This window comes from Eubacteriaceae bacterium ES3 (assembly GCA_030586155.1).
Taxonomy (GTDB): Bacteria; Bacillota; Clostridia; order Eubacteriales; family Eubacteriaceae; genus Acetobacterium.
Genome location: CP130741.1, coordinates 996,222 through 1,009,943, shown reverse-complemented (window position 1 = coordinate 1,009,943; position 13,722 = coordinate 996,222). Strand labels below are relative to the sequence as shown.

At 39.7% G+C, this 13,722-nt stretch carries 10 protein-coding genes; 2 read left to right on the top strand and 8 right to left on the bottom strand.

The annotated features are described in order from the left end of the window. Positions 1 to 35 precede the first annotated feature (35 nt). On the bottom strand, positions 36 to 1,229 hold the full coding sequence (locus Q5O24_04625) for an isocitrate/isopropylmalate family dehydrogenase (GenBank protein ID WKY48607.1): 1,194 nt from the start codon (positions 1,227 to 1,229) through the stop codon (positions 36 to 38). A gap of 82 nt (positions 1,230 to 1,311) precedes the next feature. Continuing rightward, positions 1,312 to 1,824, bottom strand: a complete 513-nt coding sequence (locus Q5O24_04620; protein ID WKY48606.1) for a phosphohydrolase — start codon at positions 1,822 to 1,824, stop codon at positions 1,312 to 1,314. Between the two features lie 259 nt (positions 1,825 to 2,083). On the opposite strand from Q5O24_04620, the gene Q5O24_04615 reads away from it, so the two are divergent. After that, complete coding sequence (locus Q5O24_04615; protein WKY48605.1) at positions 2,084 to 2,545, top strand: hypothetical protein; 462 nt, start codon at positions 2,084 to 2,086, stop codon at positions 2,543 to 2,545. Positions 2,546 to 2,626: 81 nt separating this feature from the next. Here the strand turns inward: Q5O24_04615 and putP are convergent, their stop codons facing one another. Continuing rightward, on the bottom strand, positions 2,627 to 4,081 hold the full coding sequence (putP, locus tag Q5O24_04610; GenBank protein WKY48604.1) for a sodium/proline symporter PutP: 1,455 nt from the start codon (positions 4,079 to 4,081) through the stop codon (positions 2,627 to 2,629). A gap of 124 nt (positions 4,082 to 4,205) precedes the next feature. Continuing rightward, a complete protein-coding gene (locus tag Q5O24_04605; protein ID WKY48603.1) occupies positions 4,206 to 5,546 on the bottom strand; it encodes a glucose-6-phosphate isomerase in 1,341 nt (446 codons plus the stop codon). Positions 5,547 to 5,798: 252 nt separating this feature from the next. On the opposite strand from Q5O24_04605, the gene Q5O24_04600 reads away from it, so the two are divergent. Beyond that, complete coding sequence (locus Q5O24_04600) at positions 5,799 to 6,896, top strand: glycerol dehydrogenase (protein ID WKY48602.1); 1,098 nt, start codon at positions 5,799 to 5,801, stop codon at positions 6,894 to 6,896. 38 nt (positions 6,897 to 6,934) lie between these two features. On the opposite strand, the gene Q5O24_04595 is transcribed toward Q5O24_04600, so the two are convergent. From Q5O24_04595 to Q5O24_04580, 4 genes are all read right to left on the bottom strand, one after another. After that, positions 6,935 to 7,960 carry an aldo/keto reductase gene (locus Q5O24_04595; GenBank protein ID WKY48601.1) on the bottom strand — a complete coding sequence of 342 codons (1,026 nt, stop codon included), beginning with the start codon at positions 7,958 to 7,960 and terminating at the stop codon, positions 6,935 to 6,937. A gap of 301 nt (positions 7,961 to 8,261) precedes the next feature. Then, positions 8,262 to 10,865: an ATP-dependent chaperone ClpB gene (gene clpB / locus Q5O24_04590; GenBank protein WKY48600.1), complete on the bottom strand. Its 2,604-nt coding sequence runs from the start codon at positions 10,863 to 10,865 to the stop codon at positions 8,262 to 8,264. 16 nt (positions 10,866 to 10,881) lie between these two features. After that, complete coding sequence (locus Q5O24_04585) at positions 10,882 to 11,514, bottom strand: hypothetical protein (protein ID WKY48599.1); 633 nt, start codon at positions 11,512 to 11,514, stop codon at positions 10,882 to 10,884. A gap of 211 nt (positions 11,515 to 11,725) precedes the next feature. After that, the gene (locus tag Q5O24_04580) at positions 11,726 to 13,696 is read right to left on the bottom strand and encodes a sodium-translocating pyrophosphatase (GenBank protein ID WKY48598.1); all 1,971 of its coding nucleotides are present in this window, start codon (positions 13,694 to 13,696) and stop codon (positions 11,726 to 11,728) included. Between the last annotated feature and the right edge of the window lie 26 nt (positions 13,697 to 13,722).

Here is a 13,722-nt window from a genome sequence, read left to right as displayed (position 1 = left end):
GTTTTTTCCATAAAAAAAAGTGTCCGAAGACACTTTTACTGATACTGTTCAAAAATATTTGATAATTCTGGATTTGATAAAGTTTCCATTACATAATCCGCATATTCTGCGCCAGTTGCACCAGTATCACGACCAGTAAGAACCAGTTTCTTTTCATAAAGACCGCAGATATCCAGGGCTTTTTTTAGCATGTCGGCTTTTTCCTGGTAACCAATATGCTCCATAAGCATTCCTGCCGCCCGAATAATACTACAAGGATCGGCATACTGACCACGCCCTTCTGTTACCATACGAGGAGCTGAGCCATGAATCGCTTCAAACATCGCATATTTTTTACCAATATTAGCAGAACCGGCAGTTCCTACACCACCCTGAAATTCAGCCGCTTCATCAGTTAAAATATCACCGTAAAGATTTGGCAGAACCATCACTTTAAATTGGGTACGTCTTTTTTCATCGACCAGTTTAGCAGTCATAATATCGATGTACCAGTCATCCATTTCAACTGTTGGATATTCTTTGGAAATAGCCTTAGCTGTATCCAAAAATTTACCATCCGTTGTTTTTACAACATTAGCCTTAGTGACTACCGTAAGCTTGTTTTTGCCTGATTTTTCTGCATATTCAAAGGCTGCTCGAATAATTCGATCAGACCCTTCCTGAGTAGCAACAGTAAAATCAATTGCCAGATCATCATTAACATGAATCCCTTTGCTACCTAAAGTATAGGCACCTTCAGTGTTTTCACGATAAAATGTCCAGTCAATATTTTTTTCCGGCACACTAACCGGTCGTACATTTGCAAATAAATCCAGTTCCCGTCGCATAGCTACATTGGCACTTTCAATATTTGGCCATGGATCGCCTTCTCTTGGTGTGGTGGTAGGTCCTTTTAAAATTACATCACAGGCCTTAAGTTCTTCAAGTACGTCATCAGGAATCGCCTTTCCACAAGCTGCCCGGTTTTCAATGGTTAACCCATCAATAATTTTAAAAGAAATTCGCCCTTTTTCCACGTCATCTTTCAATAAAAATTCCAGCACGCGCTGGGCTTCCGCAGTAATAAAAGGACCAATCCCGTCACCGCCAACAACACCAATTACAATTGTATCTTTGCTGTTATAATCCGTAAATTCACTTTGCACCTTCATTCGTTCAATCCGCTCGAGTTGCTCTCTGATTACATCTCCAAAATGTGCCTGTGCCCGTTCAATCTCTTTCTCGTACAAGTCCAGTCCTCCGTCAATTATTATAGTTGTTTGGTATCTCTACCTATCAATACGACAAGTAGAGATCCATAAACTTGTTTGTTTAAGCCTCAGCCCGGACAAACAAGTTTTTTATTCTCCTGATCGGCTGTGTTCTAGCCACTGCCAATTCCTGAGTTGCAACAATTTTATCTACTATGGTAACTACCCAACTTCCCATATTAGCTGGTGGAATAGGTGTTAAAGGAAACATATGTTTAACAATCATATCTTCCTGCTTTTCATTTAATTCGAAGTATTTCTTTGCATTAACAAGTGCTGCCTTGGGATGTGAGAACCCGTGCATATCTTTAATACGCTGAATCCCTTTAGAATCCTTTTTAGTTTCCTGCCAGGCTTCCAGATAAAAATCATGGAGAATTGCTCCTCTGGTAACGGAAACATAATCCATACCCAGTGCCTTAGCCACACGAAATGAATAGTAACCAACTGCAACTGCATGCGTAAATAATCCATTACCATGATGTGTGATATTCTTCAACTTCTGAAATTCATGATGTTCTGTAATATCTGCTACAATTGCTCTGAACTCTTCACTATACTTTTTATTTTCCATTGTAACCTTTCTTTGTGCTTTAATAATCATCAAGACAAAGCTCAGCCAGCCTGTCTATTATAACATAAATTGATAATTTGTGTTTAGTTTTTCCTTCATAAATCATAAAACCACTTCAACAAAATTAACGCTTTCGACTTTTAAATCATTAATTCATTTAAAAAATGTAAATCTGATAAAATTATAGCACGTAACCTTTAATTTTCTTTTTATTTTAGCTTGAAAAATGGTAAACTAATAAAAAAAGAGGAGGTCTGTCATGAAAATCAGAAATCTTATTATCGGCGGTATTGCCCTTAGCTGTTTGAGCTTAACTGCAGCACATTGTGCCATTATATTTAAAAAGAGTAAAGAATTTGAACAGAAAATGGATTTGAGTGAAGATTCTTTAGATGAAATGGTCCTTTTTGGGGCCAAGGTCAAGAATTTAAGTGAGCAGAGAATGAAAGATCTTAAGGTCGGCGTTTTCTGTGGTGGCATGGAGTTGGATTTAAGTCAGGTTGCTGCCGATGAACAAGACTATCGTATGGATATCGAAATCAGAAACGGTGGATTAAATGTTATTATCCCCAGAAATTTCAAGTTAAATCTAGTTGATCGGGCAAAATTCGGTGGTGTAAATGATGAAACCGTCTGTGAAGATCCCTCGCATGCAAAATCTCTCTCGGTGCGGGCCGACCTGTGTTTCGGGGGGCTTAATTTCGAAAATCCCAAATTTTAAAGCCTATTAAAAATAATAAAACCCGATTACAAAGCTTATACTCTGTAATCGGGTTTTCTTGTTACTTAAAAGTACATTTTGTTATTTTAATGATGCTTCTTCTGCCACTGCATCAAATTCCCCTGCTATCTGCGGGTCAGGTTTGGTTAGACGATTTACTATCAGCATTACAAGCATATTAAAAATAAAACCTGGTACAATTTCATACATCACCGATCCCAGTCCGACATTTTTCCAGACAATAACGGTCAAAGTACCAACAACCATTCCAGATAGTGCAGCCTGCCAGGAAGTATTCTTTGAATACAATGCAAAAATTACCAGTGGTCCAAAAGCAGCTCCAAAGCCAGCCCAGGAGTAAGAAACCAGTCCCATAACTGTATTATCAGGCGACAGTGCCAATACAAGTGCAATCAGAGCAATTCCAACAACAGCTAAACGACCAAATAATACCACCTGTTTTTCAGTAGGTGCTTTCTTGAAAAATACTGTGTAAATATCTTCTGTCAAGGCTGATGAGCAAACAAGCAGCTGTGAATCGATTGTTGACATAATTGCTGCCATTATCGCAGCCAGGAAAATCCCTCCGATCCATGGTGGGAAAAATTCTCTGATCATCAGCATGAAAACTGTTTCCTGCGTGCCATCAGCAAGTCCTGGAAATAAAGGAATAGCAAGTATTCCTACCATAATCGCTCCAAACAAAGCTATAATCACCCAGATAATTGCAATTACACGTGCCTTAGGGATTTCTTTAATACTTTTAATTCCCATAAACCTGGCTAATATATGCGGTTGGCCAAAATAGCCAAGTCCCCAGGCCATCGTTGAAACGATGCCTAGAATAGTCACCCCTTCAGTAAAAAGACTTGTTGACAGCCCTTGCTCTGCCATAGTCTGAGTTACAAGTTCCATTGATCCCATCGATGAATAAGCGAGGATCGGCACAACAACAATTGCAACAATCATCAGCATCCCCTGAATCAGATCCGTATAGGAAACTGCCAGAAAACCTCCCAATAATGTGTAAACCATAATAACAACCGCACCCACGATCACCGCAATTGTATAATCCCATTCAAACATCAGCTGAAACAATTTCCCTGATGCCACCAGACCTGATGATGCATAAGTTGTGAAAAAGACCAGAATAATAATCGCTGAGATTACCCGTAATGCTTTAGTCGGATCCTTAAATCGATGCTCGAAAAATGTTGATAAGGTCAGTGCATCTACTTTTTCGGTATAAACGCGTAAACGGGCTGAAGTCAGGAACCAGTTAACAATTGTTCCAATTAATAAACCAATTCCAATCCATATTTCCGGTGCCCCGCCAACGTAAATAGCTCCTGGTAAACCCATCAGCAGCCATCCGCTCATATCACTGGCCTGAGCAGAAATTGCCGTTACCCAGCTTCCAAGCCCTCGTCCACCCAGTAAAAAACCTTCAATACTGGAGGTTTTCCGGTAAAAATACAAACCAATTCCAATCAGCACTGCCAAATAAATAATAAAAATAATAATTTCCGTATTCAATGTGCCCTCCCTGTTTCTTTAGAATAAAAACTAACGTATATATTATAACGAAACTTAAAAAAAGTAAAGAAAAAAACGCCCCAATCATTTTTTTGCAAATGACTGAAACGTTTCTCAAACTAAACTATTTTAGTCGCTGTTCCAATTCTTTTGTCAGTTCTTCGTAACCCGGTTTATGTAAAAGGGCAAACATATTCTTTTTATAGGCTTCAACACCTGGCTGATCAAAGGGATTAACACCCAACAAATAGCCATTTAAGCCACAGGCCTTCTCAAAAAAATAAACCAGTTTACCTAACGTAAAAGCGTCAAGACGCTCCAAATAAATAACTCCGTTTGGAACTCCACCATCCACATGGGCTAAAAGCGTCCCATTCATAGCCTTTTCATTAATTTTATCAATATTTGTTCCAGCCAGATAATTCAAACCGTCCAGATCATCTCCGCTTCCAGGAACGCTAAGATCTGACTGTTTTTCTTCAATCGCAATGATCGTTTCAAAATGATTTTCTGGCCCCTCCTGGATCATCTGTCCTAAAGAATGTAAATCTGTGGAGAAATGAACAGCGGCAGGAAATAGACCTTTACCATCTTTCCCATCACTTTCACCATACAGTTGTTTCCACCACTCGCCAAGATATTCAAAAGAAGGATCATAATCGACCAAAATTTCGATTTTCTTTCCTTTTGTATATAGGATATTGCGATATAAAGCATACCGAAAACAAGGGTTATTTTCCAGGCTAATGCTTTGATATTCATTAAACCCTGCCAGGCCTCCATTCATAAAGGCATTAATATCGATTCCTGCAGCCGCTATTGGCAAAAGTCCGACAGCGGTATACACAGAGTAACGGCCGCCAATATCATCAGGGATTACAAAAGTTTCATAGCCTTCCTCTTCCGCCAGATATTTTAAGGCTCCTTTCTTAGCATCCGTGGTCACAAATATCCGATCTTTAGCCATATCTTTTCCATACTTTTCTTCCATAAAAGCTTTAATTAAACGAAAAGCAATGGCCGGTTCTGTTGTTGTCCCTGATTTGGAGATCACACTCACACAAACAGATTCATTTTCCAATAGTTTCAGCAAATCTTCAAGATACTTTCCGCTGATATTCTGACCGGCAAAATAAATTTTTGGTGCTTTACGAATTTCTCTTGGCAGTTCATTATAAAATGGACTAGTTAAAGCAGAGATCATTGCCTTTGCCCCCAAATAAGAGCCACCAATCCCTACTACAATCAGAGCATCACAGGTAGTCTTTATCTTCTCTGCTGCCACTTTAATACGATCAAACTCTTTTTGATCGTATGATACAGGATAATCGATCCAACCCAGAAAATCATTCCCCTGCCCACTTTTTTCCATTAGAGCAGCATCGGCCAATTTTAATTGATCATAATGAAATAAAAATTCATTTTCTTTAATTCCTGCATAAGAACAGTCAAAACGAATACTCATGGTTTCCATCCTTCTTTAACTTAATTAATTTATAACATTATACCACAATCTTACTAATACCCAAGAACCACAGTGTAAGAAAAAAGTTAAATTTATTCCTTGTTCATGCAAGATTTTACCTGTTTTAATCGTTTTTTTGTAAATTATTTAATTACCTTGCTTTTCAAATCTTTTTTTTCTCTTTGATTGACCATTCTTTCAAGACATAATTTGTTATAATAATGACGAAATGAAGATTTCGGAGGTAGAAAGATGCAAAAAATTATTATGTCCCCAAGTCGTTATGTTCAGGGTGCTGGTGAAGTTGAAAAACTGCCAGAGCACGTTTCAAAACTTGGTTCTTCTGCTCTGGTTCTCATGAGCGGAACCATGATGCGCACTAAATCAGAAGAATTAAAAGCTGCTTTTGAAGCAGCAGGCATTAAATTTACTGCAGAAAAATTCGGCGGTGAATGTTCAAAAGTTGAAGTTGGCAGACTCCAGGAAATCGTTAAAACTAACGGATGTGATGTAATCGTTGGTGTTGGCGGTGGTAAAACACTTGATACTGCCAAAGCAACTGCTCATTACGAAAAACTGCCAGTCGTTATCGTACCATCAATTGCTTCAACGGATGCTCCATGTTCAGCACTTTCGGTTTTATACACCGAAGATGGGATCTTTGATGAATATCTGGTACTTCCAAAAAATCCTGAAATCGTCATCATGGATACTGATATTATCAAGGAAGCGCCCGCCCGACTTTTTGTTGCCGGTATGGGAGATGCCCTGGCTACATATTTTGAAGCTTTGGCAACAGTAGCTTCAAACGGAACGACTATGTCAGGCGCTCATCCAACAAAATCTGCTCTGGCACTGGCTAAACTTTGCTATGATATTTTAATTGAAGATGGCTTAAAAGCAAAACTGGCTGTTGAAGCAAAAGCCTGTACTCCTGCAGTAGAAAATGTTATTGAAGCTAATACCTACTTAAGCGGCGTTGGTTTTGAAAGCGGTGGTCTGGCTGCCTGCCACGCGATTCATAATGGTTTAACTGTTCTTTCTGAATGCCATCATATGTATCATGGTGAAAAAGTTGCTTTTGGTACCCTGGTACAACTGGTAATGGAAAACCGTTCAATCGAAGAAATCGAAGAAGTGATTGATTTCTGTCTATCTGTTGGGCTGCCTATTACCCTGGCCGAATTGGGCTGTACTGAACCAACACCGGAAAAAATTATGGAAGTAGCTAAAGCTGCTGCTGATCCTGGTGAAACCATTCACAATATGCCGTTTGATGTGGATGCAGATGTAGTTTATGCTGCCATTATGGCTGCTGACGCTCTGGGACAACTCTATCTGGAAATTTAACATAAAAAAACTGGCACAGCTACTGCTGTGCCAGTTTTTTATTTATCCATCAAGGGATCAAAAAGGCTGCGGGTTTTTTTGAGCATTTCCCGAATGGGCAGATGATAAGGGCAACGCGGTTCGCACTCTCCGCACTCAATGCAATCCGATGCATTGGCTGTAAAACTCTGATATCGATCCAATGCCCATTCTTCAAGATTATATCGTCTGTAGTAACCTTCAACAATGAATTGCATGGGAATATCAATCCCCTGTGGACAAGGCGCACAATAACCGCATCGGCGGCAAAAGCCTTCCCCTAAATCATTCGCATCCTTTTCAAAAATCTTTCTTTCTTCCTCAGTCAATGGTCTAAATGCTTTTCCTACTCTGGCATTTTTTATCACCTGCTTTACGGAATCCATCCCAGGAATCATCAGGCTGATATCAGGATTTTCCCCAACCCACCGCAGCGAAAAAGAAGCATTGATAAAAGCACCGCCTGCCAGTGGTTTCATAACAATTACACCGACATTTAATTCTTTGGCCGTTTTAAAAAGCCTGGCTCCTTTGTTTTCAACATAATTATAAGGAAATTGGATGGTTGCAAAATGACCTTCAGACAGAGCCCGGTCAAGTACTTCGTAACTGTGAGAGGTGATCCCGATATGACCAATAAGACCATCAGACTGACACTGCTTTAGCGCATCATATCCTCCACCGGGTTCCATAATTTTTTCATAGGCTTCCATTGTTTTAGCATTATGAAACTGATACAAATCAATAAAATCGGTCTGCAAACAGGAAAGACTTTCTTTGACATCTGCTATCACACCGTCATAGTCAAGCTTTGGCGTTTTTGTTGCCAGGTAAAAATGCTCACGCCCCCATTTTTTGAGCGATTCGCCAAGCATTTCCTCGCTGGTTGTATAAGCTCTGGCTGTATCAATAAAATTAATCTCTTCTTCAATTAGTGCTTCGACAATATCGTCAACTTCCCATTGACTGCATCGCTGAATAGGAATACCGCCAAAACCAACCAGTGAAACTTCCAATCCGGTCTTACCCAATAAACGTTTTTCCATCTCACACCTCGCCAATTTTCTTTTAAGAGAATTCTATCATAAAAGAATTCGCTTGTCATCTTTAGGCAAAACAAAAAGAGGCTAATGCCTCTTTCAGTGCGTAGACAAACCCCGCACCGCCCAATTGAATTTCGTAGGCTGCTGCGGATTCATAAAGTTGCCCAATTTGGAAACGCTAATTAAAGGCGTTTTCGAGCAACTGTTCGCCCCGATGCAGCCTACTGAAAAGCCAATTGTCGGTGCTCAGGTGCGTATATTTACTTTGTCTCCTGACAGAAAAGAGGCTTGCGCCTCTTTTCTATCAGGAGATGTAAAAGTCTCCATTATCATTTAAACCAATGGTCAGATTCTGCCCTTCGTGAATGTTTCCTTTGATAATTTCCTTACCAATCATTGTTTCGATATGTTTTTGCAGGTAACGTTTTAATGGTCTGGCTCCATAAGCCGGATCGAATCCCAAATTAATAATCTGATCTTTAGCGGCTTGACTAAGGGTAAAAGTAATGCGTTTATCTTTCAGACGCTTTAAGATATCATCAAGCATTAAATCAACAATTTTTCCAATAGACGCTTTACTAAGGGGTTTATAGAGTACAATCTCATCAATTCGGTTTAAAAACTCCGGTCTGAAATAGCTTTTTAAAAGATCCATAACAGCTGCTTCTGCTTCAGGTTTGATTTCTCCATCCTGATTGATTCCTTCAAGCAGATATTCTGAACCAATGTTGGAAGTCATAATAATGATGGTATTCTTAAAATCTACCGTTCTGCCTTGCGAATCAGTGATTCGTCCGTCATCAAGAATCTGCAGCAGAATATTAAAGACATCCTTATGGGCTTTTTCAATTTCATCCAGGAGAATAACACTATATGGTTTTCTTCTAACTGCTTCAGTCAGCTGGCCGCCTTCTTCATAACCCACATATCCCGGAGGGGCTCCAATTAATCGAGAAACAGAAAATTTCTCCATATATTCACTCATATCGATTCTGATCATATTGTCTTCGGAATCAAACAATGTAGCAGCGACGGCCTTAGCCAGTTCCGTTTTCCCTACACCGGTCGGACCCAAGAACAGGAATGAACCAATAGGACTGTTGGGGTTTTTAATACCGGCTCGAGAACGAATAATCGCATCCACTACTTTAATAATCGGCTCTTCCTGACCAATTACCCGATCTTTTAATGTATCTTCCAGTGATAAAAGTTTTTCCCGTTCACCTGAAACCAGTTTACTTAAGGGAATATTGGTCCAGTCAGAAATAATTTCAGCAATTTCTTCTTCTGTCACTTTTTCGCGTTTTAAACTTGCCTCATCGTTTTTATCTTCAGCAGCCTGCTTTAATTCTTCTAATTTTGCGGTCTTTTGCGGTATTAGACCATATTCCAGCTCAGATGCTTTTTGATAATCGCCTTCTCTGACCGCTTTTTCCCGCTGATAGTTTAGGTCATTAAGTTCTTCCTGAATCTGTTTTAAATTTTCTGCTGAAAATTTCTCATTTTCCCACTGAATACTCATTTCATTAAATCGATCTTTATATTCTGCCAGCTCCTTTTGAAGCCTTTCCAGACGTTCTTTGCTTAAATTGTCTTTTTCTTTTTTTAGTGCCACTTCTTCTATTTCCAGCTGCATCATTTTTCGTCTGACTTCATCCATTTCTTCTGGCATGGAATCAAGTTCAGTTCGAATTTTGGAACAAGCTTCATCGATCAAATCGATGGCTTTATCCGGCAAAAATCGATCTGAAACATAGCGGTCTGACAGTGTTGCAGCAGCAACTAAAGCAGTATCAAGAATCTGTACGCCGTGGAAGCGTTCATAGGTATCCTTTAATCCACGCAATATTGATATGGTATCCTCGACGCTTGGTTCATCAACCAGAACTGGCTGGAAGCGGCGTTCGAGGGCAGGGTCCTTTTCTATATACTGTCGATATTCATCAAGAGTTGTTGCTCCAATACAATGGAGTTCCCCACGGGCAAGCATCGGTTTTAACATATTACCGGCATCCATCGCACCTTCAGTTTTACCGGCTCCGACAATGGTATGCAGCTCATCAATAAAGAGAATGATTTCGCCATTGCTGTCAACCACTTCTTTAAGAACCGCTTTTAAACGCTCTTCAAATTCGCCTCGATATTTAGCTCCAGCCACCATCGCCCCTAAATCCAAAGCAATAATACGTTTGTCTTTTAAGCCTTCCGGTACATCGCCGGCTACTATTCGAGCCGCCAGACCTTCAACGATTGCTGTTTTACCTACACCCGGCTCACCAATTAAGACCGGATTATTTTTCGTTTTACGGCTTAAAATTCTAATCGCGTGTCTTATTTCAGCATCCCTGCCAATTACAGGATCAAGTTTGTTATCTTTAGCATCCTGAACCAGGTCATGTCCATATTGACTTAAGGCTTCATATGTGTTTTCCGGATGATCACTGGTGACCCGCTGACCACCTCGCACCTCATTAATGATCGATTCAACCTCATCCTTTTTTACACCATAACGATCCAGAATCTCTACAGCCTTGGATTTTTTACTGAGACTAAAAATCCCTAATAAAATACATTCAACTGAGATATACTGGTCATCCAATTTTTTTGCTTCTTTATACGAAGCATTTAATACTTTTTCAGTATCCCCACTGATATAAACTTTTCCCTGTTCTCGTCCAGGTCCTGAGACGCTTGGCCTTCTGGATAATTCGTGCTTGATGTCTTCTACAATTGACAAGGAATTTTTCCCTAAACGATCAAAAATCCGTCCTACTACACCATTTTCCTGAGTAATTAATGCCATTAACAAGTGTTCCGGCTCAATCTCCATATGGTTGTATTCACCCGCTAAAAGTTCAGCAGTCTTAATTGCTTCCAGTGATTTCTGAGTAAATAAATTCATATCCATATATTATTCACCTCGATTATTTCATAAATTTCTGATAGATCTGATTCATCTGATTTGACAAATCTTCACCTGAATCAATTTCGGAAAAATAGACATTCATGGCTTCATCAATCATTTTCAAATAGGCAGTCAAATTGCCGGCGACACTTTCCACATCCTTAGACAATCCGCCTTCCTCCTGAAATTCCCTGATAAATTTGTGGCTGGTTGTATTTTCTTCCCAGTGATCACGTTCGTCCTCTTTTTCCTTCTCAATGTCAGATATCAAATTAAAAAAGGATTCAAAATGCTCATTTAATATTTCCGATTTTGTACGGCAACTAATTTTTAAAACCGCATATTTGCCCTCCTGATTGCTTAAAAACTCATAAGAGTACCGAATTTTTGGCCGATATTTAAATTTCAGGCTTTTGCCAAATTGAATACTGGAGTTTTTATTGATCTGGCTGACTGACAAAGTCTTATTGAAATTCTCATCCAACTGTTCCAGAATTTTCTGAATTTTCTGTTCAGGTGTAACCATGCCAATTCTTTCTGCCAAAAGGTCATTAATCAATTGGGAGCGGTTGGTGTTGTTCTCATATGCCATCTGATCGATTTTTTCGACAATTTCATCAAACAGCATTAAACTGTAGACACTTTTTTTCATTTCATCACCCCTATGTATAATTTTAATGCACTGACTTTATTTTGTCAATCGATTTATATTTATAGAACGACAATTTATTGTTGGATTAAGTTTTTTCTAAGCTGATATTAACTTACTCATTTATATTAAAAAAAATCCTGCTGACGGAAACCCGTCAACAGGATTTTAAAATAATTTAAGTCAGTCAACTACATTACCGACCAATAAACTTTTATAGCATAAATAATGGTGCAAATACCAATGAAACAATAGTCATAAGTTTAATTAGGATATTAATAGAAGGACCAGATGTATCTTTGAATGGATCCCCTACTGTATCTCCAACAACTGCAGCTTTGTGTGCTTCACTACCTTTTCCGCCATGTTCTCCACTTTCGATGAACTTCTTGGCATTATCCCAGGCACCACCGGCATTAGCCATGAAGATTGCCATCAGAACTCCTGTTACCAGAGCACCAGCTAAAAGACCACCTAAAGCATCAGCGCCAAGAATCATCCCCATTGCCAGCGGTGCAATAACAGCTAACAGACCAGGAACAATCATTCGTTTCAGAGCAGCAGCAGTTGAGATATCAACACATCGTGCATGGTCTGGTTTTTCTGTTCCTTCCATGATACCTGGACGTTCTCTGAACTGTCGACGAACTTCTTCGATCATTTCATTAGCAGCAGAACCAACAGCTTCCATTGTTAAAGCTGAGAATAAGAATGGCAACATACCACCAACCAGCATACCAATGATAACATTAGGATTCAGGATATCAATAACGGTTAACTCTACAGCCTGGGCATAAGAAGCAAACAGTGCTAATGCAGTTAAGGCAGCAGAACCGATTGCAAAACCTTTTCCAATAGCAGCAGTAGTGTTACCAACAGCGTCTAATTTATCTGTGATCTCACGAACTGAACCAGGAAGTTCAGCCATTTCTGCAATACCACCGGCATTATCAGCAATCGGACCATAAGCATCAACTGCAATGGTCATACCAGCAGTTGAAAGCATTCCAACAGCAGCTAGAGCAATTCCAAACAGGCCAAATGCTGTGTAAGCAATATAGATAGCAATCGCCATACCCAAAATTGGGAAAGCTGTTGACTGCATACCAACTGCCAGACCACTAATAATTGTAGTAGCTGGACCAGTTTGTGATTGATGAGCAATATGCTTTACTGGTTTAAAGTGTTCTGAAGTGTAGTATTCAGTTAATTTACCAATAATAATACCGATTGCCAGACCAGATACAATGGCTACAAAAGCTGATAATCCACCTGTGAAATATTGAGACAAAAAGTATGCAGCAATAATAACAATAACACCACTGACATAGGTCCCCATATCCAGAGCTCTTTGAGGATTTGCTCCTTCTTTACCGCGAACAAAGAAAGTTCCGATAATAGAAGCAAGGATTCCAACACCAGCCAGCATTAATGGGAATACAATCCCTTCAATACCACCTAATGCAAGAACACCCAAAGTCATTGCTGAGATAAGTGAACCAACATAAGATTCAAACAAGTCGGCTCCCATACCTGCAACATCGCCAACATTATCGCCAACATTGTCAGCAATAACAGCGGGATTACGTGGATCATCTTCAGGAATACCGGCTTCTACCTTACCTACCAGGTCAGCTCCTACGTCAGCAGCTTTTGTATAGATACCACCACCAACTCGACCAAAAAGAGCGATTGATGAAGCACCCAGACCAAATCCGGTAATAATAGTAACATCACCAAATACCAGATAAAGAACACTGACTCCCAGTAGTCCTAAACCTACTACGCACATACCCATTACAGCACCACCAGAAAAGGCTGTTGCCAGGGCTTTGTTCATGCCACTCTCTTTTGCTGCATTAGCGGTTCGCACATTGGCTTTTGTCGCAACCTGCATTCCGAAGAATCCAGCAAGGATTGAGAAAAAGGCACCAACTAAAAAGCAGATGGCTGTCATTAACCCAAGACCTGGTGTGACCGTTAATACTACAAATAATACCGCAATGAAAATCCCAAGCATTTTGTATTCTCGGGTTAAAAACGCCATTGCTCCTTCATGAATGTAAGAAGCCAGTTCTTTCATTCGGTCTGTTCCGGCGTCAACTGCTGTTACACGCTTACTAAAAATCAGCGCAACAATTAACGCTACAACTCCAATGACTGGAGCTATAAACAATAATTCCATTCTAAATTCCCCCTATGAAAAGTACT